Genomic DNA, 24,333 nt, shown 5'->3' with positions numbered 1-24,333 from the left:
TCGCGGGAAAGCATGCAATTCGTCGCCCTTACCTGCCATTCATGCTCAATCCGGAGAAAAACCACAATGTCGATCGCTCTCTTTCGGGAATCGGATCTCCGGATACATAAGAACGATCAGTTGCGGCAACGCCAGGACGGGCATGAACATCAGCAGAACCGCCAAATCCACCCAGATCATCAAAGGCAACCATAGCCGTCCCTTCTTTGTGGTGAGGGACCATGTGATCCAACGACCACCGTAGCGCATAAGCACATCTCGCGAATTTTGAGGGAACGCGATAATCTTGGGTGCGGGCAAGGCTTCGACCTTGTCCATAAAACCGTGAAGCCAAGCCCATATGTGACTTGCGAAAATTTTCTCACTAAACATTATGGGTATCTTGACCAATTGAGACTCAGGCAGGTTGCAGGTATAGCCCACAAGGTAAAGATACGCTTGCGCTTGACCTGTGGACCAGCTGATGCCCTGAAGCCGATCCCACTCAAGTTCCCATATTGCATCCGAGCTTTCCTCAGGATATGGAACGTAATAGACGCGACGGCTGCGGCGGTCAAAACGTACTTTCGAACAACGGTATCGATAACGTGGCGCCAAAAGGCATGGCAAAAAAAACCATATAAGCCCCATGCAAGGTAGACCGAGGGAAAGTATGAGCACACCTGCAGACCAGCCACCGAATACTCCGAACACTGCCAAAAAAAAAGAAAGCAGTCCAAAGAAGGTGATGAGTCGAAGTAAAAATCCCGCGCCTTCAGTTTGCAACGTATTGGAAACGACCTCAACGCAATGGTCGTTCAACCGTGTTGCCACGATGGCGGCGGGTTCCTGCGTATCGGGCAGCGCTGGCAACAACGTACTCGCGAAGCGAAACAGCCGCCACTTTTCCTGGATCTTCCTAAACGACGGGCGCGGCTCTCGGGCTTGCTTGGTGGCTTGCATTACTTAGGCTTCTGGGCGAGGGAGGGGAAATACTTCAAAATGGCGTGGGCCGGGTTTTGTGCAGGCGTTGACGGTCGCGGGACAGCATGCAATTCGTCGCCCTTACCTGCCATTCATGCTCACTCCGTAGAAAAACCACAATGTCGATCGCTCTCTTTCGGGAATCGGATCTCCGGATACTGGAGAATGATCAGTTGCGGCAAGGCCCGGGATGGCATGTATAGCAGCAGAATCGCGAGATCAACCCAGATCATTAGAGGTAAAAATCGCCGCCCTTTCCTTGTGGTGATGGACCACATGACCAAGCGCCCCCCGTAACGCATCAGCACATCGCTCGGCTTTTGAGGAAGCTTGATGATTTTTGGTGCGGGCAAGCCTCCAACCTGGCCGGCCATGAAACGTTGAAGCCATGCCCAGATATGGCTTGCGAAAAATTCGTGATTAGCCATTATTGGTATCTTTACCAGTTTCGGCTCGGGCAGGTTGCAGGTGTAGCCCACAAGGTAAAGATACGATTGCGCTCGCCCCGTCATCCACCTGATGCCCTGGAGCCGATCCCAATCAAGTTCCCATATCGCGTCCAAGCTTTCCTCGGGATACGGGACGTAATAGACACGACGGCTACGGCGATCGAAACGTACTTTCGAACATCGGTATCGATAGCGCGGCCCCAAGACACAAGAAAGGAAAAACAACACAACTCCCAAGCCGGGCAGGCCGAGAGAAAAAATTAACACGCCTACAGACCAGCCGCCGAAGCCCCCCATCACGGCAAACAGCAATGAAAAAAGCCCTGAGAAAGTAAATGCCTGAAGGATTACCCCCTCATGGCCATCTTGCAAGGTATCGGAAACCACTTCGATGCAACTCTCGTTAACGCTTATTGCTTCGATGGCTGGGGTTTCAGACGCACTAGGCTCCGACGGCAGTAATGTGCTCGCGAAGCGAAAGAGCCGCCATTTGTTCTGGATTTCCCTAAACGTTGGGCGAGGCACTCGAATTTTCTTGGTAGTCCGCATCACTTGGGCTCCGCGACTGGAGCAAGCAACTCTTCGTCAATAGGATCCGTGAGCCACGTGCCGCGTGTAAAGACAAGCGGTTCTCGCTGCGGGAACAGCGCGAGACTAGGCTGGTTAACGACATCCGGCCTGTAACAGTAGTCCAGCATGACCTCTGTGTCTTCCCGCATAACGATTTGCCAACTCAACTGGCGGGTGCCATCTTGAATGAAATCCTTGTCAACAACCATACATTCCGCATCAAAAGGGAATCGGTATTCCGGAGATGCCGCAATGGGCCCCCGAACCATGTTTAGTATTTGGCCGTTCCGCCTGGCTTTGAGCGTGTATTGGAAGACTTCAGCATGCTTTACTTGCTGCGACTCTTCGCCCGAAGTTGGATAGCCGGGCAGGACCAAAGATAGGGACAGTGTTCCTATCCTTTCTTGGGCGATAGCGCGATTTAGATCAATGCTGTCTTGCCAGAGTCCGTAAATGGGAATGCTGCGGACTGCAATATCACCCACCGACACCTCGGGGGTTTCCCAATTCGCTACCGCGCGGACGCCATAAACGGCACCGTGGAATGCGGCAAGTTCCTGGTCCAGAGAGCTATAACGGTATGCTCGATCACCCTGACTCCAAAAGCTGTGTGCCAACCAGACTTCGTCGGGCTGATATTTCGCGAGAGCGGCCTGGATGCTGAAATAAATTACTCCTAGGGTGGCGATAAAAGCCAGCACAAGCCAGCCGACTGGCCCAATGACGCCGAGGACGACGCTGGAGGCGCTTAAAAGCAGTCCAGCAGTCGCAAGTACTCCACAGCCAGCAGACGCCAGATACATTCGACCTGCTTCGGAGTTTTGTTGCGTGGCGTAGGCGCTAGCGGCACGTAATCCATCAGCGACTGCCCCAATAGCGGCAGTTACTGCGCCTAGCTTTGTCGCTAGCTTTCGCACTTCGCGGGCTGCTTCCCGCGCCATGCTCAACGAGTTCCCTTTCGCGAGTGCATGTAGCTGAATCGCGTCGCCCTTCAGCAACATGCCGGAGCTCATCACAGCGAATACCGCCGCCAACGCGCTAGCCCCGTTGGCGAACCCAGTAACTGATCGATCAATCTTCCCGTTCGCGAGATCTTTGATCGACGACCGAAGTGCCATGATGGCGGAAATGGCGGCCAGGCCTGTGAACCCGTATTCCCCGCGTACGATTCCAGTCTGCGCGGCGCCGTAGGCTTTACTTTGACGAACCTGATCCAGCATCCGCTTGAATACATTTCCTTCAAGTTGGAACGGCTGCGGATTGTGCACAGACGGTTGGGCAGGAGAAATACGGGTTGCTTGATCACCGATGCGCACGGTTTCGTAAAGGAGCACCGTCGCCGGCTGATTGCGCAATGGCTGCTTGACGGTAATACCCCACTTCCTTAGTTGTTCGGTGTTCATGCTTCGTTCACCGTGGAACTGGGAGTATTGGAAATTCGCCTCGGCGCTAGACACGCGGTACGTGACAATGGTGTTGCCAACGCGGACTTCTGCATACAGGCGTAATCGCCGGACGATGCTGCTGGCTGTGGCCTCGGGTAAACGCGTATCACCAAGCTGAGAAAGCATCTGGCTTACGAGTACATCTGAGGACTGGGTCGCTGGATAGGAGACGTTCAGTTGAAAGATGGGCGCAAAGGCCGCAATCCCAACGTCCAGCACGTTCTTCAGCGGCGCAGGGTTGGCGAAATCGGCGTGCAACTCAGGGATGCCATGCGCTAGCGCCAACCAGACAGGACTTCTTTCTGGTGGGGCCAGCAACAAACTCCGGTACGTCGATCGACCACTTTCGCTGTGAGTCAGATTACCCACGCAGTGTGCAACAACGCGCTCGTAGTCCTGTGCATTCTCTTTTGCACCCAAGTCAAAACAGGACAGCACCTTGCCAAACCATCCATCCTGCCAATCCTTGGCGATGGCGCTGCCGCCAGTCCTGATCCAGCCTTCAAGGTCCTTCACCAGCGTGTCAATGTCGGCCTGTTTCCGCCTGACTGTCTGTTCATACGAGCGCATGTATGGAACAGCATTGCCATGGGAGCGGTCCGCGTCATCGTTCGCGTCAAAGCGAACCAGATCTCGCCTTTTGGCATAGGCTTCTGGAGTCGCACGCTTCTGAACGCTCTGCAAGTACTGCTTTATGACGGTGGCGCTTGTGTAAGCGTGATTGTTATCGATTTCATAAGCTTGCCGATCTGCCGCCGCAACTGCGACAAGATGCGCCAGTTCACTCATGACGCCGATCGGGTCGTGCAGCACGACTGCCAGAGGAACGATATCCTTGATCGGAACCAGCTCGACGTAAGCGCCCGGGATGACGGTTTCGTAGGTGGGGAACGACTCCGGCGCTGATATCTCGCTCCATGTGTAGTACCCCGACTTGCCACTCAGGTCGGGTCGTCGCAGTTCCGGCGTCGCGTAAGCAAGCAACGCGATGTTGAACACATGGGGTTGCTCAACACCACCAGCGGGCCTGACCTTTGTCGCCAACCTGGAGCGGATGCCGCCCGTATCGTTCTCGATGCTCCAGAGCCTGGCATGGGTCAGCATCGTTTCGCTGGTCAGCAGGTAGACGACGTCTGCTTCTTGGGTCGCTGGGGCAGACAGACAAGGTTTGGCGCTGACCGTTTCGGGGCGAGCGAGCCGCCCGGGGATGGCATCGTCTTCGTCTGCAGGAGTCCACCAGATGCGCGCAAATCGCATGTCGTCGGTGACTTGATAGTGCTGCGTCCACATCCGGCCGTTCTGGAAGTAGCAGAGGTAAACGTAGGTGCCTGGACGCAGCACGCGCAGACCGTATGCCTTGCCGGCGGTCAGCGCGGGATAGCCCTCAGCGCTTAGCGTGGGAAACACGTCTTTATCCCAGGTGCGCTCTGCAACGCCGTAGCGCAAAGGGTAGATGGGCACACACCGCTGACACGATGGCGGTGAGATGGCCTTGCCCAGTTGTTTTTCATTAGGGCGGTCGGGACTCAGCGCTTTCTTGTGGGGCGTTGTCATAGCGGGGTCTTCATGGCCCACAGGCAACACGAAGGCCTTGGACAGACCTTCCCGCAAGGTGTACACGACGACGTCGAAGGACTTGTCGTCGATGGCAAATACGAAGCGAAATCGGACTGGATAGGAATGTCGGGCTCCCGGAAACCACAGGCTTTCCACACCACCAATGCGTGCCCAGCCTGCGCGCGCCCATTACGGCACGCCTGCCCAGGCTTGGGTATCAGACAAGTACGATTTTGAAGTTCGTCAGCTTCTATTGCGACAACTTTCAGGCGCACAAAAAAGCCAGGGCCTGTGCGGGCGGCAGCGCCACCCGCACAGGCCCTGACTCACGTCCTCGTTTCAGCTCGCGTCGCCCTTGGCCGGCGCAGGCTGCCCATTCGAGCTGCGTACCAGTCCCATCTGCACCGCGATGTACGCGGCCTCGGCCTGGTTGCGTGCGTTCAGCTTCCAATAGAGCGTGCGCGCGTGGCTCTTGACGGTGGCGACCGAGATGCCGACCTGTTGGCCGATCTCGCGCATGGTCTTGCCTTGCACGAGCAGTTGCAGGATTTCCTCCTGCCGCTGCGTGAGCTCGCGCAGCTCTTGCACGGACGCGTGCGCGGTGCTGGGCGGCCGGCCGGCGGGTTGCGGGTAGCATTCGCCGCCCGCAATCACCAGACTGACTGCCGCGGCCAGCGCATCGGGGCTGGAAGCCTTGGGCAGATAGCCCGCGACCCCGGCGCGCGCACACGCGGCCATCACGCTCTGGTCCAGCGCGGAATACAGCACCAGCACCAGCCTGGGCATGAAAAAGGCCATGGCCTGCGATAGAAGGCCGATGTCCTCTTCCGCGGTGCCGCTGCAACCGATCACCAGCAACTCCACTGGCTTGTTGATCGAGCTGGACATATTAAGGAGGTGGGCTGGCGAGATGGCCAGGATATCGTCGGCGTTGCGCACACGTTCCAGCACATGCTGAATTGCGACACGAAGCAGAGCGTAGTCTTCGATCAGTACGGTTGTCATCCCGGGAAGAACCTTGTGACGCATGGCCCATTACGGTTCCCATGACGCTGGCGCGACGCCGCGCAATGCGCGGGTTCACGCGCGTCGCCAGGTTCAGGGGAATCCTGTCCGCAGCCTTGGGATTGCAGTGGCGAGACTAAGTGATTCGCCCTATCAATCCATGCTTGCGGACACAACTCATGCTATCAGCGGCTACGTTCGCTGAATCTCGTTCAGGAGGATGATTGGTGGCGGAAAGCGAGGCGACAGCGACGTGAACACCTGCTTTCTATGCCTTAGCCGTATTGGCTATGCGCGGTCCCGGCAGCGTTGGAACGGGCGTTCCTGCTGCCGGGCAGGCAGCGCAAACCTTGCTTAACCGAGCTTGCGCCCATAGATCTGCCCGGCATCCACTTCGCGACCATTCGGTTCATGCCATTCAAGGGTCGCGCCGCGTTGCAGCGCCGCGTACACGGCTTCGCCCTTGTTCTTGACATGCAGGCGTTGGTACAGCGTGCACGCGTGCGTCTTCGCGGTTGCCACCGAGATGTTCAACATCCGGCTGACGGTCTTGATGGGATAGCCCCTTGCAAGCAACACCAACACTTCGTACTGGCGCGGCGTGATCTGCAGGAGCTGTGCGCCCGCGCTGACCGGCATGGCGCCCTTCGCACCGCCTTCTTCCGCATCCCGCGACGGCAAGGCGCATACGGCGGAGGCCGGCGCCTGCAGCGCCTGTTCGCTCGGGAAGCATTGCCCGCCCGCCATCACCAGGCGGATGGCGGCCTCGAGGATCTCGACCGAAGCCGTCTTCATCAGGCAACCGTACACACTGGCGCCAGGCAGGCCTTGCACCGGCATGGGCAAGGGCATGACGTCCGTCAGAAGCAGAATCCGCTTGGGCGTCAGCACGCGCTGAATCTCGTGCAAGGCGCTCCATGCTTCATCGGTATCCACTGGCAATCCATAGATCAGAAGATCGGCGCCCGCGTGCACGCCGTCGGCCTTGGACACGTCCGCAAGGCCCATCCCCTCGATCTCCCACACATCATCCAACTTGCTAAGAATTTGCCACAACCCCAACCGCAGTAGCGGATGGGCTTCAATCAGGACCATCTTGGCCATGGTGTCCTCCCGGTTTTTCGACGGGCCTAGAAGGGATCTTCGCTGTGCTGAAGATATTATTTATCCAGCCCTGCGGGGGTGGTCCGCATATCCCGGAATATCTAATGAAGCTGAACCGGGACGTTTAGGCTGGTCGACTTTGGTAGCCAACATAACGGATGGCATGGAACCCATCTTATGGTTCGGATTTGTCAAAATCAAGACGTTTCAGGGCGATATAATCCGACAAAATCAGAAATCAATCGTTAGCCTTAATCATGTTCCTAAATACGGATGAGGAACCTCATCTCGTCCTTTTTACCGCTAGGGTTTTCACCAGTATCACCCCGTTGCACCCGCGGTTCTCCCTATGACACGGCCTCGGTTTGCCGGCCTGCCACGCCCGGAATGCCCGTGTTACAGACGAAAAAAAGCCACGTCGGGGCATCTGCCTGACGCGGCCTTGGGGTGCCGGATGGGGAGGGAAAGCTGTCAACTTGTATCTGTCGACACATCACGCCGGTGAGCGATCCCTGCAATCGAAATAACGGTAACATTTTTATTTTTACGCCCGCAGGCGTATTTACTCCATATAGGCGAAGTCAAATACCGTATGTCCCCCCTGATGATGCCAATGGTGCATTGAAGCATGGCGTTTTCTCAGGAAGTTAGCGTAGTGGATCTCGCCATCGGTTTCGACGTAAGTGGAAGGCGAAAGCTCCTCAATCTTGTTCAGCGAGACGCCCTTGCCGTAGTGACAGAAGCCTTGGTACTGGGCGCACCGGATCACGTCTCCGTCAGGCGATACAACGATTCCGGCGTTTCGGGCGCGCATCGGGTTGCGCACGATCGGGTTGCAGGCGTGGGGCGTCCAGGACGTCGAGCGGGGCGAATCCGAGAAAAACGCGAACAGCTCGTCGCAGTGGCTCTGGCCGTCAGTCCGGTCGATATTTGTTAATAGCCACCAGTATTCGCCGTGTTTAAAAATAATGGTGTCCACGGCAGAAATATTGGTCATCAGATTAACATCCAGCTCCCATTTCAGCGGAAATTCCGTGCATTTCCATAGCTCGATACTGCGATTTCCGCACGTTTCCGGAACCATGTATGTCACGCCTTCGTGTTCAAAAATATACGGAAATGAAAGATGATAAGGCAGGTTCAGCGCGGTGCCCAACAGCCGGAAAGCCCCGTCGGAGTAGGTCGCGACGGAGATCGTGCCCTTGCGGGACGTAAAATCATAGTCCTCGAAAAATATATATGGTTTTTTGTCGTGCGTATAAACAAAGGGATCCGCGAAAAACCGCCCCTTGGGCGGCTGCAATACCATCGCCTCCGATACAACCGCCTGCTGCCGCGCAGAGGGAAACATACCGATCCGCCACCGGACATTGCGTTTCATGATGCGCCGCACAACCAGATCCGACATTAACCACGCCTGGCGCGCAATATATGCGGCGCTGTCCCACTCAGCCGGGTCGGCGCGGCGCGGACCGCTCATGATCTGCATGGCGGGCGGCGCGACGCCCGGCCGGTCGTGGGCCAGCGCCTGCAAGGCGTCATAGACCATGAAGTTTCCCAAACTGAAAGCGCGGGCCTGATTCTTCAGCCAGAACACTTCCGTGTTGAAACTGCGCTGGTCCAGGAGTTCGTCGTCTTCCTGCCGCGCGCCGATGCGCCAGAGTTTCACGGTGGTGTGATCTTCGCGCTGAAAGACCTCCCAGAAGCCGGCATAACGGCTGGTTGCCACCGCAATATCCGAATAGCTCAATTGCCACACGCCCAGCCGCGACCAGCTGGAAAGTTGCGAGCGCGTCGCGAGCGACGCGCCCAGCGTGATCACCAGGTCCAGCCCCAGCGCCTGCACCTCGCGGCGCGCCTGCGGATCCTCATCGCGGGGCGCCAGCGGAATGACCGCCGTGCCGGCCTGCTGCAGGCTGTCGCGCATGTCGCGGCAGGCGAGCATGTCGCGCTGCTTCTGCGGCAGCAGCTTGCCTTCCAGGCGCGACAGCGTGCCGAACAGCGCCTTCACGCTCAGCCTCGGTGCACTGTCGGCGACCTCTCCGTTCATCACCAGCAACGCCGTGAGCTCGAACTCCTGGCTGTGGAGTAGCCACTCAACCATCTCGTGCATCCAGCCGGGTTGCTCATACCCGTCAACCAGCAATCCCACCTTGTACGTCGTCATTTCTCGTGCTCCTGTATCAGGGCGATTGGCCTGCCGCGCCGTGACTGCGCAGGGCCTCGCCCGGCACACACCCGGGGCAATGCTTTTATGTTCTCGCGCTGATACTGCGGGCTTTTGAGCGTGCGTTCCAGAGCGCATTCATCCTAGGACTGGTGTCCGAGGACATTCGGCTAAATCTCAACCTCCCGCGCGGGCCGCGCCTCATGCTTCTTCGCGGCAGGGCCTCGTCCGTACGCACGATGCGAAGCGCGCACGCGGCCAAAGCAACACCACGGCCTCTAGCGCTTAGGGGTAAACCCTATTGGGGATAGCAGAGGCTCGCCTCTCATCCAAGGCTCCCGCATAATGCATTGAAACAAACGTTTGAATTCAACCTTATGCAAGAAATCCGCTCCACACCCACGAGAGAAGCCATCCTGGACACCGCCGAGTCCCTGTTCGCGCAACAAGGACACGAAGCGACGTCGATGCGCCAGATCACCGGCGCGGCCGGTGTGAACCTCGCTTCGGTGAACTATCACTTCGGCTCCAAGGAGTCACTCGTGCAGGCGGTGCTCAAACGCCGCCTGGAAGTGCTGAATCGCGAGCGCATGCGCCTTCTGGACGAACTGGAGGCGCAATCCGGCGGCAAACCCCTGAAGCCCTCGCAGATCGTCGATGCGTTCTTCGGCACGCTGCTGCGCCTGGCCGCCGATCCCGCGCAGGCCGGCAGCACGTTCCTGCCGCTGCTGGAACGCACGATGACCGATCCCACGGATTTCATCCGGGCCCTATTCGCCGAGGAATACGCCGACGTGCTCGCGCGCTACCGCAACGCCCTGTTCGCCGCCCTGCCGGACGTCCCCCGCGCCGAGATCATCTGGCGTTTCCAGTTCATGCTGGGCGCGACGTCGTACGCAATCATGGGCACCGACCTGCTGCGTTCGGTCACCGGCCTGGCCGGCGACGAAGCCGAGCAGCCCAACGACCGCGAACTGCTTCTGCCGCGCCTGATGAGTTTTCTGCTGGGCGGACTGCGTTCGCCCTTGCCGCACGTGAACGCAAGCCCCGGAGGCGCCTGACCGCCGTCCACCGCCCGCCCGGCCGGCGCGCCCTCCTTCGAAGGCCGCCACGCACCTGAAGAACAACGAGGAGACAAGAAAATGTACGCAGTCATCGTCGCGCTGGTTGTCATTGCGCTCCTGGCCGCCGTGTTGCTGGGCGTGCGCCCCATCCGGCGAGCGCTGTTGTCCGCGCCGATCTTCAACCTGTATCGCAAGGTGTTGCCGCAGATGTCGGACACCGAGCGCGATGCGCTCGAGGCGGGCACCGTCTGGTGGGAAGGCGAGCTCTTTCGCGGCCGGCCCGACTGGAGCCGTCTGCTGGCCTATCCCCGCCCGCAACTGACCGACGAAGAGCAGCGCTTTCTGGACAACCAGGCCGAGACCGCGTGCCGCATGGTCAACGACTGGCACGTCACGCAAGAGCGCTTCGACCTGCCCGCCGACGTATGGAACTATCTGAAGACCGAGGGTTTCCTCGGCATGATCATTCCCAAGCAGTACGGCGGCCTTGCGTTCTCCGCTTACGCCCATTCCGAAATCGTGACCAAGCTATCCACGCGTTCTTCCGCGCTGGCCGTGTCGGTCATGGTGCCGAACTCGCTGGGTCCGGCTGAACTGCTGCTGCATTACGGCACCGAGGAACAGAAGAACCACTATCTGCCGCGCCTGGCCCGCGGCGAGGAAGTGCCGGCGTTTGCGCTGACCAGCCCGTGGGCGGGTTCGGATGCGGCTGCCATTCCCGACAGCGGCATCATCTGCAAGGGCGAATGGCAGGGCCGCGAGGTGATCGGCATGCGCGTCACCTGGGACAAGCGCTACATCACGCTCGCGCCCGTCTGCACATTGCTGGGCCTGGCGTTCCGCCTGTACGACCCGGACGGCCTGCTGGGCGGCAAGAAGGACCTGGGCATCACCTGCGCGCTCGTGCCGCACGACCACCCCGGCGTGGACACCGGCCGGCGCCATTTCCCGCTGAACGCCATGTTCATGAACGGCCCCACGCGCGGCGCCGACGTCTTCATGCCGCTGGACTTCATCATCGGCGGTCCCGCCATGGCCGGCCAGGGCTGGCGCATGCTGATGGAATGCCTGGCCGCCGGCCGCTCGATCTCGCTGCCTTCCTCGAACACCGGCATGTCCAAGCTGACAGCGCGCGCCGTGGGCGGCTATGCGCGCGTGCGCAGCCAGTTCCGCATGCCGGTCGGCAAATTCGAAGGCGTCGAAGAGGCGCTGGCGCGCATTGGCGGACACACCTACATGATGGACGCTGCGCGCACCATGACGGCCGGCGCGGTGGACCTGGGCGAAAAGCCGTCGGTCGTGTCAGCCATCGTCAAATACCACGTCACGGAGCGCGCGCGCCAGGTCGTCAACGACGGCATGGACGTGATCGGCGGCAAGGGCATCTGCCTGGGACCGTCCAACTTCCTGGGCCGCGCCTACCAGCAGATCCCCATCGGCATCACGGTCGAAGGCGCCAATATCCTGACGCGCAGCCTCATCATCTTCGGCCAGGGCGCGATCCGCTGCCACCCCTACGTGCTTGCCGAAATGCAGGCTGCGCAATCGCCGGACCGCAAGCGGGGGCTGGATGATTTCGACGCCGCGTTCTGGGGCCACGTGGGCTTCGTGGTGCGCAACACCTTCCGTGCGCTGGGCACGTCGCTGACCGGCGCGCGGTTTGCCGCCGTGAACGCCGACGTCTCGCCCGCCATGAAGCGCTACTACCAGCTGCTGGGCCGTTATTCCGCGGCATTCGCGATGCTGGCCGACACCTCGATGCTGGTGCTGGGCGGCAGCCTGAAGCGGCGCGAGCGCCTGTCGGCGCGGCTGGGCGACGTGCTGTCGCAGATGTACCTGATCAGCGCCACGCTCAAGCGTTTCGAGGACGAAGGCCGGCAGGCCGCCGACGCGCCGCTGGCGCACTGGTCCATCCAGGACGCATTGTGCAAATTGCAGGAAGCCTTTGACGGCGTGCTGGACAACTTCCCGAACCGTGCGGTGGCCTGGATCATTCGCCGCATTGTGTTTCCGTGGGGCCACAGCCAGATCCCGCCGTCGGACCAGCTTGGCCAGGACGTGGCCCGGCTGCTCATCAGCCCCAGCGCCACGCGCGACCGCCTGACCGCCGGCTGCCATCTGCCCGCCACCGCGGACGAGCCTGTGGGCGCGATCGAGCAGGCGCTGGCCGCCACGCTGGACGCCGAGCCGATCGAGGCCAAGATCCGCGAACTGGAAAAGCGCGGCGTGCTGGACGGAAATCCGCAAGCAAATGTGCGCGACATCGCCGACGCGGCAGTGGCCATCGGCGGCATCACCGCGGAAGAGTACGCGGTGGTCAAGCGCCGCAACCGCTTGCGCGACACCGTGGTGAAAGTGGATGATTTCCCCTTTGACCTCGGCGCCGCCGACGCGGACCGGCCCACGGCCGAACGCAAGGTCGCCTGAGGGAGGTAGCGGATGGCATTCAAACCGGTTTACGTCGTCGACGGTTCACGCACGCCCTTTTTGAAGGCCCGCACGGGCCCGGGCCCCTTCTCTGCCGGGGATCTGGCGGTGCAGGCCGGCCGCGCCCTGCTGCTGCGCCAGCCCTACGCGCCCACCGACCTGGACGAGGTCATCGTGGGTTGCGCGGCGGCCTCGCCCGAAGAGGTCAACATCGGCCGCGTGATTTCGCTGCGGCTAGGTTGCGGCGATCGGGTGCCCGGCTGGACCGTCATGCGCAACTGCGCATCGGGCATGCAAGCGTTGGATTCGGCCATTGCAAACATCCAGAACGGCCGGTCGCACCTGGTGCTGGCCGGCGGCACCGATGCGCTGTCGCGCGCGCCGGTGCTGTTTTCGGACGGCATGGTGCGCTGGCTGTCGCGCTGGTACGCCGCGCGCGGCGTGGGCGCCAAGCTCAAGGCGCTGGGCGGTTTCCGGCCCAAGCACCTGGCGCCCGTGATCGGCCTGCTCAAGGGCCTGACGGACCCGGTTGTGGGCCTGTCGATGGGTCAGACCGCCGAGAACGTCGCCACGCTGTTCAATATCGACCGCGCCGCCATGGATGCATACGCGGCGCGCAGCCACCAGCGCGCGCTGGCGGCCCGCGCCGCCGGCATGCCCGAGGTCACACCGGTCATCGACACGCAGGGCACACTGCACGCCGCGGACGACGGTGTACGCGAAGACTCCACGCCCGACAAGCTGGCCAAACTCAAGCCGGTGTTCGACAAGCCGTGGGGCAACATCACCGCAGGCAACAGTTCTCAGGTCACCGACGGCGCGGCCATGCTGGTGCTGGCTTCGGAAGAAGCCGTGCGCAAATGGAACCTGCGCCCGCTGGGCCGCATCATCGATTCGCAATGGGCCGGGCTGGACCCCGCGATCATGGGCCTGGGCCCCGTGCATGCGGCCACGCCGATCCTGCAGCGCCATGGGCTGGGCTTGAATGACCTGGACCTGTGGGAGATCAACGAAGCCTTCGCGGCGCAGGTGCTAGGTTGCCTGGCCGCGTGGCGGGACGAGGCCTACTGCCAGGAAAACTTCGGCACGCCCGCCTGGGGCGAACTGGACCCCGCGCGCCTCAACGTCGACGGCGGCGCCATTGCCATCGGACACCCGGTGGGCGCCTCGGGGGCACGCATCGTGCTGCATCTGCTGCATGCGCTCAAGCGCCGCGGCGCGCGGCGCGGCATGGCTGCCATCTGCATCGGCGGCGGCCAAGGCGGCGCGATGCTGGTCGAAACCCTGGACGAGGACCGCCCATGACGACATTGGATACGCTTTCCCACTGGCGCCTGGACCGCGACCCCGACGGCGTCGCCTGGCTGACCTTCGACCGCGCGGGCAGCGCGGTCAACGCCCTGTCGGCCGATACCATGGCCGAACTCTCGGTGGTGCTTGACGCGCTGGACCGCGATCCGCCCCAGGGCCTCATCATCCAGTCCGGCAAGGCGACGGGCTTCATCGTGGGCGCCGACGTCAACGAATTCGCCACGCTGGACACGCCCGAACAGGCGCGCGGGCTGGTGTCGCGCGGCTGGAATCTCATGAACCGCCTGGCGGGCGTGCGCTATCCGACGCTGGCGCTGATCCAGGGGCATTGCCTGGGCGGCGGCCTGGAACTGGCGCTGGCTTGCCGCTACCGGCTGGTGGCGGACCAGCCCGGCGCCTCGCTGGCGCTGCCCGAAGTCATGCTTGGCATCTTTCCCGGCTGGGGCGGCATGCTGCGCCTGCCGCAGGTGATCGGCGCGCCGGCTGCGCTGGACATGATGCTGACCGGCCGCGGCGCCGATGCCCGCCGCGCGGCCGCGTTGGGGCTGGTGGACGCGCGCGTGCCGCCACGCCTGCTGCTGGCCGCGGCGCGCCAGACGGTCCTGTCGCGCAAGCCCGCCCGGCGCGCGCGCGGCCTGGGCGCGTTGCTGAACCGCTGGCCACTGAAAGCCATCGTCGCCAACCGCGCCCGCAAGCAGATTGCCGCGAAGGATCCGCTGGGCCATTACCCGGCCGCGCCCGCCATCGTGGAAATCTGGGAAAAGCATGGCGGCAATGCGCTCAAGGCGCCCGACCTCATCGACCGCATTATTTCGTCCGGCACGGCGCGCAACCTGCTACGCGTGTTCCGCCTGCAAGAGCGTCTGAAGGCCAACGGCAAGCAGCCCGGCGTTGCGCCTGCGCGCCATGTGCACGTGGTGGGCGCGGGCGTAATGGGCGGCGACATTGCCGCCTGGTGCGCGTACAAGGGCATGACCGTGACTTTGCAGGACCAGGAGATGTCCCGCATCGCGCCGGCCCTCAAGCGCGCCGCAGCGCTTTACACGCGCCGCCTGAAAGACCCGCGACTGGCGCGCGCCGCCTTCGACCGGCTGGTGCCGGACCCGGAAGGCAACGGCGTGCCGCTGGCCGACGTCATCATCGAGGCCATCAGCGAGCACCCCGACGCCAAACGCGCGCTGTACCGGTCGCTGGAACCGCGCATGAAGCCGGATGCGCTGCTGGCCACCAACACGTCCAGCCTGTCGCTTGAAACGCTGCGCGAAGGCCTTGCGCGGCCGGAGCGTCTGGTGGGCATTCATTTCTTCAATCCCGTGGCCAAGATGCCGCTCGTGGAAGTCGTGCACGCGCAAGGCGGCGACCCCGACGCCCAGACCCGCGCCTGCGCCTTCGTGGGGCAGATCGACAAGCTGGCGCTGCCGGTCAAGAGCGCGCCCGGCTTCCTGGTGAATGCGGTGCTGGCGCCCTACATGCTGCAGGCCATGCGCAGCGTGGACGAAGGCGTCGCGCCGGAAACCGTGGACGCCGCGATGGTGGCCTTCGGCATGCCGATGGGGCCGCTGGAGCTGGCCGACACCGTGGGCCTGGACATCGCACGCGACGCCGGCGCGCAACTGGCCGGCGGCGCCGAGCCGCCACGTTGCCTGGCCGAGCGCCTGGCGCGCAACGAGCTGGGCAAAAAGAGCGGCAAGGGCTTTTACACCTGGCGCGATGGCAAGCCGGTCAAGCAGCGCAGCGCGGATCCCGCCGCAGCGCCCGCCGGCCTGGCCCAGCGCCTGATCCAGCCGCTCATCGACGCCACGCGGGAACGGGTCGTGGGCGGCATCGTGGCCGACGCCGATCTGGCGGATGCCGGCGTGATTTTTGGGACGGGCTTCGCGCCATTCACGGGAGGCCCCTTGCATTACGAAGCAGGCAGCACCAAGCAGGACCGCAGCACAGCGGCTCGCGCCGATTAGACCGGCGAAACCAGGCCGGCAGTGGAAGAGAGACACACATCCAACTCGAGGAGGCAGTACCATGCGCAGACGTCCATTGTCCCTGAGCACCCTGTCGGCCATCCTGGTCGGCCTGGGCGCATCCGCAACGTCCTACGGCGCCGGTTTTCAGCTCTTGGAGCAGAACGCCAGCGGCCTGGGCAACGCGTATGCGGGCTCGGCGGCAAACCCGGAGAATGCCAGCATCATGTATTTCAACCCGGCAGGCTTGACCTATCTGCCGGGCCTTAATTTCTCCGGCGGGGTAAACCTGATCAAACCGTCGTTCAAGTTTTCGGACAACGGAAACAGCCGCAACCCCAGCGCGCCGGGCATTCCCGGATCGGGCTTGAACGGTTCGGTTCCCACCGGCGGCAATGGCGGGGACGCGGGCCATCTGGGCGTCGTGCCCAACCTCTACGCCTCCTGGCAACTGAACGAGCAGTGGTACATCGGTCTGGGCGTCGGCGCACCGTTCGGCCTGATGACCGAATACGACGACGGCTGGGTCGGTCAATACCACTCGAACAAGTTCGACATCAAGACCATCAACGTCAACCCGTCCATCGCCTACAAGGTCAACGAGAAATTCTCGATGGGTTTCGGCGTGAACTGGCAACACATCGACGCCACCTACAAGAAAAAAACCGTGGTGCCCATCGCCGGCCTGCCGCTGGCCACCAATGGCGACGCCGACCTGAACCTGAAGGGCGATGCGTGGGGCTGGAACGTCGGCTTCATGCTGCAACCCACCGAAGACACGCGCATCGGCCTGTCGTACCGCTCGAAGATCAAGCACTCGGCCAAGGGCGACACCGACATCGACAACATCGGCCCCACCGGCCAGTCCGTGTCGTTCGATGCCAAGGCCAACGTCGACCTGCCCGACACGTTGATTCTTAGCGCCACGCACCAGCTCAACGAAAAATGGGAACTGTTGGGCGACGTCTCGTGGACCGGCTGGAGCAGCATCCCCCAGTTGAAGATCAAGAACTCGGGTCCGGGCGCGCGCGACGATGTGCTGCCGCTCAACTTCCGCGATACCTGGCGCGTTGCCGTGGGCACCAACTACAAGTTCGCCCCCGCCTGGAAGTGGAAGTTCGGCCTGGCGTTCGATCAGTCGCCGGTGCATGACGCCGCCGACCGTCCCACGTCCCTGCCCGACAACGACCGCTACTGGTTCTCGACCGGCGTGCAATGGGCCGCCACGAAGGACACCACGATCGACCTGGGCTACACCTATCTGTACCTGCGCAAGACGGACATCGACACCACGTCCGGCAGCGCGGCCACCAAGGGCCGTGTCGCGGGCACCTACGACAGCAGCGGCCACATCCTCGGCCTGCAACTCTCGTCCCGCTTCTAGCCGTGAACCGGGGGACGGCCGCGCGCCGTCCCCCGCTTTTTCAGGAGACTCCCTTGAGCAAGTTCGTCGTCAAAAACGTCGCCGTGCTGGGTGCCGGCGTCATGGGCGCGCAGATCGCCGCCCACCTGGCCAATGCCGGCGTGCCGGTCACGCTGTTCGACCTGGCCGCCCGCGAAGGCGACCGCAACGGCACCGTCAAGAAGGCGCTGGCCGGCCTGAAAAAACTGGAACCCGCGCCGCTGGCCGGCGCCTCGCGCCTGGCGCTCATCACGCCCGCCAATTACGATGACGACCTCGCCCGCCTGAGCGGCTGCGATCTCGTCATCGAAGCCATCGCCGAGCGCATGGATTGGAAGACGGCACTGTACGAGCGCATCGCGCCGCACGTGGCGCCCGGCGCCATCGTGGCCTCGAATACGTCCGGCCTGTCCATCGACGCGCTGGCCAACGCGCTGCCCGCCGGGCTGCGCGACCGCTTCTGCGGCATCCATTTCTTCAATCCGCCGCGCTACATGCGCCTGGTGGAGATCATTGCCACCTCGCACACGCAACCGGACGTGCTGGACCAGCTGGAAACCTGGCTGACCTCCGCGCTGGGCAAGGGCGTGATCCGCGCGCTGGACACCCCGAACTTCGTTGCCAACCGCATTGGCGTGTTTTCGATCCTGGCCGCCATGCACCATACCGCGCGGCTGGGCCTGGCCTTCGACGAAGTCGACGCGCTGACCGGTCCCAAGATCGGCCGCCCCAAGAGCGCCACGTACCGCACCGCCGACGTGGTGGGGCTGGACACGCTGGCCCACGTGGTGGGCACGATGGAAAAGAACCTGCCGGACGATCCGTGGCACCGGTACTTCGCGCTGCCGGACTGGCTGTCGGCGCTGATCTCCAAGGGCGCGCTGGGCCAGAAGAGCGGCGCGGGTGTCTACCGCAAGCAGGGCCGAGAGATCCAGGTGCTGGATCTGAAAAAGCAGGATTACGCGCCAGGAACGGGCAAGCTGGCCGATGAAGTGGCCGCGCTGCTCAAGGAACGCGACCCGGCCAAGCGCTTTGCCGCCCTGCGCGCCAGCGAGCATCCGCAGGCGCAATTCCTGTGGAGCCTGTTCCGCGACATCTTCCATTACAGCGCCGTGCAGCTCGAGCACGTGGCCGACAACGCGCGCGACCTGGACCTGGCCATGCGCTGGGGCTTCGGCTGGTCGCAAGGCCCGTTCGAAACCTGGCAGGCCGCGGGCTGGCAGGCCATCGCCGCCGCCGTGGCCGAGGACATCGCCGCCGGCCGCGCCATGAGCGACACGCCCCTGCCCGCCTGGGTGCTGGAACCGGACCGCCAGGGCGTGCATGCGCCGCAAGGCTCGTACTCCGCCCGCACGGGCAAGCTGCACCCGCGCTCGACGTTGCCGGTGTACGCGCGCCAGCTGTTCCCGGAACGCGTCGTGGGCGAAGCCGCCGACGACCGCGGCGTCACGGTCTGGGAAAACGAAGGCGTGCGCCTGTGGAACCTGCCGCAGGTCGACGCCGGCATCGCCATCCTGTCGGTCACGTCGCGCAACCACACGCTGGGCGCCGAGGTGCTGGAAGGCGTGCTGCAGGCGGTGGCCAAGGCCGAACGTGAATTCGACGGCCTGGTCATCTGGCACGACGCGCCGTTTGCGGTGGGCGCCAACCTGCAGCAGGTCGTTGAAGCCTGCGCGGCGGGCCAGTGGGACATGCTGGAAGCCACGGTCGAAAAATTCCAGCGGGCTTCGCAGTCGTTCAAGTACGCGCAGATCCCGACCGTTGCCGCGGTGCAGGGCATGGCGCTGGGCGGCGGCTGCGAATTCCTGATGCACGCCTCGCACCGCGTGCTGGCGTTGGAAAGCTACATCGGGTTGGTCGAGGCCGGCGTCGGCCTCATTCCGGCGGGCGGCGGCAGCAAGGAGTTCGCCGCGCGTGCGGCGGCGCTGGCGGCCAAGACGGCCACGCCCGGCGAAGTCTTCCCCTACCTGCAACCGGTCTTCCAGACCATTGCGATGGCCCAGGTCGCCAAGAGCGCACTGGAAGCCATCGAGGCCGGCTTTGCCCGCGAACACGACATCGTGCTGTTCCATCCCGGCGAACTGTTGTATGTGGCCATCGGCCAGGCACGCGCCGCGGCACAGGCAGGCTACACGCCGCCTGCCCGCCTGCAGAACGTGCCGGTGGCCGGCCGCAACGGCATCGCCAATTTCGAGATGGTGCTGGTCAACATGCGCGAAGGCGGCATGATCAGCGCGCACGACTACCGCGTGGCCCGCAGCGCGGCCGTCGCGCTGTGCGGCGGCGAGGTCGAGACCGGCACCAAGGTCGACGAAGAATGGCTGCTGGCCGTGGAGCGCAAGGAATTCGTGGCGCTGCTGCGCACGCCTGAGACCCAGGCGCGCATCCGCCACACCCTGGAAACCGGCAAGCCGCTACGGAATTGATCCCCCCCAGGCGCCTGCGGCGCTTCCCCCAGGGGCGCCGCAAGCGGACCGGAAAAGCCGGATCCGCGCGGCCCCGCTTGTGGGAGACCATTTTGCGCGGGGGGTCCGATTGATATATCTCGCTATTGTTAGTTGAGGAAATGGATATGAGCACGCAGATCCAAGACGCCTACATCGTTGCCGCCACGCGCCTGCCGGTGGGCAAGCGCAATGGCGCCTACATCACCACCCGCCCCGACGACATGCTGGCCGCCGCGCTGAACGGCGCGCTGGCGCAGGCGCCCGGGCTGGACGCCGCCCGCATCGACGACGTGATCGCCGGATGCGCCATGCCCGAGGCCGAACAGGGCATGAACGTGGCCCGCATCAGCCTGCTGCTGGCCGGCCTGCCGCAAAGCGTGGCGGGCGTCACCGTCAACCGCTTCTGCGCGTCGGGACTGCAGGCCGTGGCGGATGCCGCCGCCCGCATTCGGCTGGGCGAGGCCGACATCATGATCGGCGCGGGCACCGAATCCATGAGCGCCATGCCGCAGATCATGGGCAACAAGGTGTCCATGAACCCTGCCATCTTCGCTCACGAAGAAAACATCGGCATGGCGTTCGGCATGGGCCTGACCGGCGAAAAGGTCGCCGAACGCTGGAAGGTGTCGCGCGAGGATCAGGACGCCTTTGCGCTGGCCTCGCACCAGAAGGCCTGCGCGGCGATTGCCGCCGGCCACTTCCGCGCCGAGACCACGCCTTTTGAGGTCGTCACGCACCTGCCGGACGGCGCCAGCGGCGCGGTGCGCGTCGCGCGCCGCCTCGTCGAGGTCGACGAAGGCCCGCGTCCCGACAGCAGCCTGGAAGCGCTGGCGCGGCTCAAGCCGGTCTTCTCCACGCGCGGCAGCGTCACGGCGGGCAACAGCTCGCAGATGTCGGACGGCGCGGCGGCCGTGATCCTGGTGTCCGATCGCATCCTGCGCGAATTCAACCTGAGCCCGCTGGCGCGCTTCGTGGGCTTTGCCGTGGCCGGTGTGCCGCCCGAGGTCATGGGCATCGGCCCCGTCGCCGCCATCCCGAAGGTGCTGGAACGCGCCGGCATCAAGCAGGACGCGCTGGACTGGATCGAGCTCAACGAAGCGTTCGCGGCCCAGTCGCTGGCCGTGATCCGCGAGCTGAACCTGGATCCGGCCAAGGTCAACCCGCTGGGCGGGGCCATTGCGCTGGGCCACCCGCTGGGGGCCACGGGCGCGATCCGCACCGCGACGATCACGCACGGGCTGCGCCGCACCGGCGGCAAGTACGGGCTGGTCACGATGTGCATCGGCACCGGCATGGGCGCGGCCGGCCTGTTCGAGGCCATGTAACCAAACGGCGGCCAGCGTGAAGCCCTACTGGTTCAAGAACCTGTCGCCCGAGTGGCGCGCGCGGCTGATGCGGGTGGGCTTCAACCTGCATCCGGCCTTTCGCGCCACCGGCGGCCGCGTGCTGCACGTGTCGCCGGACTTCCAGCACATACGCATCAAGCTGCCGCTCTTGCGCCGCACCCGCAACATCGTGGGGTCGATGTACGGCGGCTCGCTCTTTGCGGTAACCGATGGCGCCCACCCGACCATGCTGATGTCGGCGTTGGGCCCGGATCACATCGTCTGGGACAAGGCGGCCTCCATCCGTTTCCGCAAGCCCGCCTACACCACGCTGTATGTCGACTTCCGGCTGCCGCCGGGCGAGATCGCCGAAATCCGGCGCTTGCTCGCCACGCACCACGAAACGACCCGCACCTACACGGTCGAACTGAAGGACAAGGACGACGTCGTATACGCCGTCGTGGAACGCACGATCTACATCGCAGACAAGAAGTTCTACAAGCAGAAGAACACTGGAGGTGACAAATGCGTTTCAACCCCGGAGGGCGCACCGCCGCCCTGAGCCTGATTCTCGCGGCCTGCCTGGCGGGCGCGCCCGCCTTTGCCGACGTGGACGTTGCCGGCGTGCGCGTGCCCGAACAGCTTGCCGAAGGCAGCCAGGCGCTGACGCTGAACGGCGCGGGCCTGCGCACCCGTTTCGTCGTGAAGGTCTACGTGGCCGCGCTGTACGTCACCACGAAAAGCCACGATGCCGCGGCACTCATTGACAGCACGCAGCCGCGCCGCATGCGGCTGCGGATGCTGCGCGACGTGGACAGCAAAAGCCTGGATGGCGCGCTGCGGGACGGATTGCGAGACAATACGACCTCGCAGGAACTTGCCGCGCTGAAAGCGCCCGCCGAGCGCCTGTCACGCTTGATGAGCGACATCGGCGCCGCGCGCGAGGGCGATGTCATCGATCTGGACTTCGATGCCCGCGGCGTCGCCGTTGCCAGCAACGGCAAGCCGCGCGGGCGCATCGACGATCCCGCCTTCGCCCGCGCCCTGCTTCGCGTCTGGCTGGGCGACAGCCCCGCCCAGGCCTCCCTGAAGAAAGCCCTGCTGGGCAACTAGGGCCTTGCGCCCCAACGGAACCGCAAGACATGGAACGAATCTGGCACAAGAGCTATCCCTACGGTGTGCCCGCCGAGATCGGGACCGACAGCGCGACCACCCTGGTGACGATCATCCAGGAGAGCTTCCGGCGCTTTCCCGGCAAGACGGCCTACATCAGCATGGGCAAATCGATCACCTATGCCGAACTGGACGCGCTGACGCGACGCTTCGCCGCATGGCTGCACGCGAACGGCCTTGGCCGCGGCGACCGCGTCGCGCTGATGATGCCCAATCTGCTGCAGTATCCCGTCTGCCTCTTCGGCGCCCTGCGCGCCGGCTGCATCGTGGTGAACTGCAACCCGCTCTACACCGCGCACGAGCTTGAACACCAGCTTGCCGATGCGGGCGCGCGCGCCATCGTGGTCGCGGACAACTTTGCGGCCACGCTGCAAAAGGCGTTGCCCGCCACGCAAATCGAACGCGTGCTGGTGACGTCCATCGGCGAGATGCTGGGTCCCATCAAGGGTCGTCTTGTGGACTTTGCCTTGCGGCGCGTCAAGCGCATGGTGCCGGCGTGGTCGCTGCCCGGCTCGCAGAAACTGGGCGATGCGCTGCGCCAAGCCCGCGACCTGCCGTTCACCGACGTGCCGCTCACGGCTGCCGACCTGGCGTTTCTGCAGTACACGGGCGGCACGACCGGCGTGGCCAAAGCCGCCATGCTGTCGCACGGCAACCTGGTGGCAAACGTCAGCCAGGCCTACGCCTGGGTCAGGCCCCTGGTGAAAGACGGCGAGGAATGCATCGTCACGGCCCTGCCGCTGTATCACATCTTTGCGCTGACGGCGAACTGCCTGACGTTCATGAAACTGGGCGCAAGCAACCTGCTCATCATCAATCCGCGCGATATTCCGGGGCTGATAAAAGAGATGGGCAAGGTGCCGTTCTCGGCATTCACAGGCGTGAACACGCTCTTTAACGCGCTGCTCAACCACCCGGATTTTGCCCACCTGGATTTCTCGCGGCTGCGCTTGACGATGGGCGGCGGCATGGCGGTGCAGCGCTCGGTCGCAGACCGCTGGCGCGCCGCAACGGGCGTGTCGATCGCGCAGGCTTACGGGCTTACGGAAACGTCGCCCGCCGTCACCATCAATCCCCTGGACACCAAGATCTTCAACGGGTCCATCGGCTTGCCCGTGCCCTCCACCGACCTGTCGATCCGCGACGACGCCGGCCGCGAACTGGGGGTCGGGGAAAACGGCGAGATCTGCGTGCGCGGCCCGCAGGTCACGAAGGGCTATTGGAACCGGCCGGACGAGACGGCGCTGGTCATGTACCCGGACGGCTTCCTGCGCACAGGCGACATTGGCTACGTCGACGAGACGGGCTATGTCTATCTGGTCGACCGCAAGAAGGACATGATCCTGGTGTCGGGCTTTAACGTGTACCCGAACGAAGTCGAGGACGTGGCAGCGCTGCACCCGGGCGTGCGCGAGGTGGCGGCGGTGGGCGTGCCTGACGAGCGCTCCGGCGAGGCCGTCAAGCTCTACGTCATCCGCAAGGATCCCACGCTGGACGCGGACACGTTGATCGCGCATTGCCGCACGCAGCTCACGGGGTACAAGGTGCCTCGGTACATCGAATTCCGCGACGACCTGCCGCGCACCACCGTGGGCAAGATCCTGCGGCGCGAACTGCGCCCGGACGCGCAAGGCGGGGCGCCGGCCATTGCGTCCCACGCGGCGACCGACGCCATCGGCAACGCCGCCGCTCCCGCTCCCGCCATCACCCGCCAGGCGACCGGCCAGGACTGATCGCCGCGGGCGCGCCGCCTTTCGGCCCACGCGGCACTGTCGCACGCGGGCAACAGCGCCCGCGTCGGCCCCTGGCGCGGTCCTGCGCGTCAACCCGCTGAATTCGCAAGGCTTTTCTTCGGCAATTCCCAAAGCCCCGCGCTGCCGCAGGGCTTTTTTACATCTTCCCCGACGTCCGCTATTGGCTGTGTCCATCAACACAATTAATAATAGTTATCGTTGTTATTTCTATG

The 24,333-nt window shown here is 63.6% G+C and carries 16 protein-coding genes; 10 read left to right on the top strand and 6 right to left on the bottom strand.

All coding sequences use genetic code 11. The features are described 5' to 3' along the window. Window positions 1-45: 45 nt before the first annotated feature. The 6 genes from ASD87_RS26955 to ASD87_RS16385 all read right to left on the bottom strand — a co-directional run bounded on the left by ASD87_RS26955 (window position 46) and on the right by ASD87_RS16385 (window position 9,260). A complete protein-coding gene (locus ASD87_RS26955; RefSeq protein ID WP_156403439.1) occupies window positions 46-942 on the bottom strand; it encodes a hypothetical protein in 897 nt (298 codons plus the stop codon). 119 nt (window positions 943-1,061) lie between these two features. Continuing rightward, a complete protein-coding gene (locus ASD87_RS26950) occupies window positions 1,062-1,961 on the bottom strand; it encodes a hypothetical protein (RefSeq protein ID WP_156403438.1) in 900 nt (299 codons plus the stop codon). Then, entirely contained in the window at window positions 1,961-5,140 is a 3,180-nt protein-coding gene (locus ASD87_RS16400; protein ID WP_056323672.1) for a toxin VasX, read from the bottom strand. The genes ASD87_RS26950 and ASD87_RS16400 overlap by 1 nt, the downstream gene beginning before the upstream one ends. Before the next feature lie 183 nt (window positions 5,141-5,323). Further along, window positions 5,324-5,989, bottom strand: coding sequence for a response regulator transcription factor (locus ASD87_RS16395; protein ID WP_056323669.1), 666 nt, complete (start codon window positions 5,987-5,989; stop codon window positions 5,324-5,326). A 354-nt stretch (window positions 5,990-6,343) separates the two neighbouring features. After that, window positions 6,344-7,093, bottom strand: a complete 750-nt coding sequence (locus tag ASD87_RS16390) for a response regulator transcription factor (RefSeq protein ID WP_056323666.1) — start codon at window positions 7,091-7,093, stop codon at window positions 6,344-6,346. A 562-nt stretch (window positions 7,094-7,655) separates the two neighbouring features. Then, entirely contained in the window at window positions 7,656-9,260 is a 1,605-nt protein-coding gene (locus ASD87_RS16385; protein ID WP_056323663.1) for a hypothetical protein, read from the bottom strand. Window positions 9,261-9,637: 377 nt separating this feature from the next. On the opposite strand from ASD87_RS16385, the gene ASD87_RS27355 reads away from it, so the two are divergent. The 10 genes from ASD87_RS27355 (at window position 9,638) to ASD87_RS16335 (ending at window position 24,100) form a co-directional block, all read left to right on the top strand. Further along, window positions 9,638-10,321, top strand: coding sequence for a TetR/AcrR family transcriptional regulator (locus tag ASD87_RS27355; RefSeq protein WP_056323661.1), 684 nt, complete (start codon window positions 9,638-9,640; stop codon window positions 10,319-10,321). A gap of 81 nt (window positions 10,322-10,402) precedes the next feature. Next, entirely contained in the window at window positions 10,403-12,751 is a 2,349-nt protein-coding gene (locus ASD87_RS16375; RefSeq protein WP_056323658.1) for an acyl-CoA dehydrogenase, read from the top strand. A gap of 12 nt (window positions 12,752-12,763) precedes the next feature. Further along, window positions 12,764-14,056, top strand: coding sequence for an acetyl-CoA C-acetyltransferase (locus ASD87_RS16370; RefSeq protein WP_056323655.1), 1,293 nt, complete (start codon window positions 12,764-12,766; stop codon window positions 14,054-14,056). Then, a complete protein-coding gene (locus ASD87_RS16365; protein WP_056323654.1) occupies window positions 14,053-16,020 on the top strand; it encodes a 3-hydroxyacyl-CoA dehydrogenase NAD-binding domain-containing protein in 1,968 nt (655 codons plus the stop codon). Before ASD87_RS16370 ends, ASD87_RS16365 begins: the two co-directional genes overlap by 4 nt. Before the next feature lie 61 nt (window positions 16,021-16,081). Then, window positions 16,082-17,404 carry an OmpP1/FadL family transporter gene (locus ASD87_RS16360; RefSeq protein ID WP_056323651.1) on the top strand — a complete coding sequence of 441 codons (1,323 nt, stop codon included), beginning with the start codon at window positions 16,082-16,084 and terminating at the stop codon, window positions 17,402-17,404. Between the two features lie 53 nt (window positions 17,405-17,457). Further along, complete coding sequence (locus ASD87_RS16355; RefSeq protein WP_056323647.1) at window positions 17,458-19,848, top strand: 3-hydroxyacyl-CoA dehydrogenase/enoyl-CoA hydratase family protein; 2,391 nt, start codon at window positions 17,458-17,460, stop codon at window positions 19,846-19,848. A gap of 146 nt (window positions 19,849-19,994) precedes the next feature. Then, complete coding sequence (locus ASD87_RS16350; protein WP_056323645.1) at window positions 19,995-21,194, top strand: acetyl-CoA C-acyltransferase; 1,200 nt, start codon at window positions 19,995-19,997, stop codon at window positions 21,192-21,194. Between the two features lie 16 nt (window positions 21,195-21,210). Next, on the top strand, window positions 21,211-21,756 hold the full coding sequence (locus ASD87_RS16345; RefSeq protein ID WP_056323642.1) for a DUF4442 domain-containing protein: 546 nt from the start codon (window positions 21,211-21,213) through the stop codon (window positions 21,754-21,756). Further along, complete coding sequence (locus tag ASD87_RS16340; protein ID WP_056323639.1) at window positions 21,720-22,307, top strand: chalcone isomerase family protein; 588 nt, start codon at window positions 21,720-21,722, stop codon at window positions 22,305-22,307. Before ASD87_RS16345 ends, ASD87_RS16340 begins: the two co-directional genes overlap by 37 nt. A 29-nt stretch (window positions 22,308-22,336) precedes the next feature. Next, window positions 22,337-24,100, top strand: a complete 1,764-nt coding sequence (locus ASD87_RS16335; protein WP_082586319.1) for an AMP-binding protein — start codon at window positions 22,337-22,339, stop codon at window positions 24,098-24,100. The last annotated feature ends 233 nt before the right edge of the window (window positions 24,101-24,333 follow it).

Source organism: Achromobacter sp. Root170 (genome assembly GCF_001428165.1).
Taxonomy (GTDB): domain Bacteria; phylum Pseudomonadota; class Gammaproteobacteria; order Burkholderiales; family Burkholderiaceae_B; genus Achromobacter; species Achromobacter mucicolens.
The sequence above is the reverse complement of the archived record's forward strand: the minus strand, read 5'-3'. Positions and strand labels throughout refer to the sequence as shown.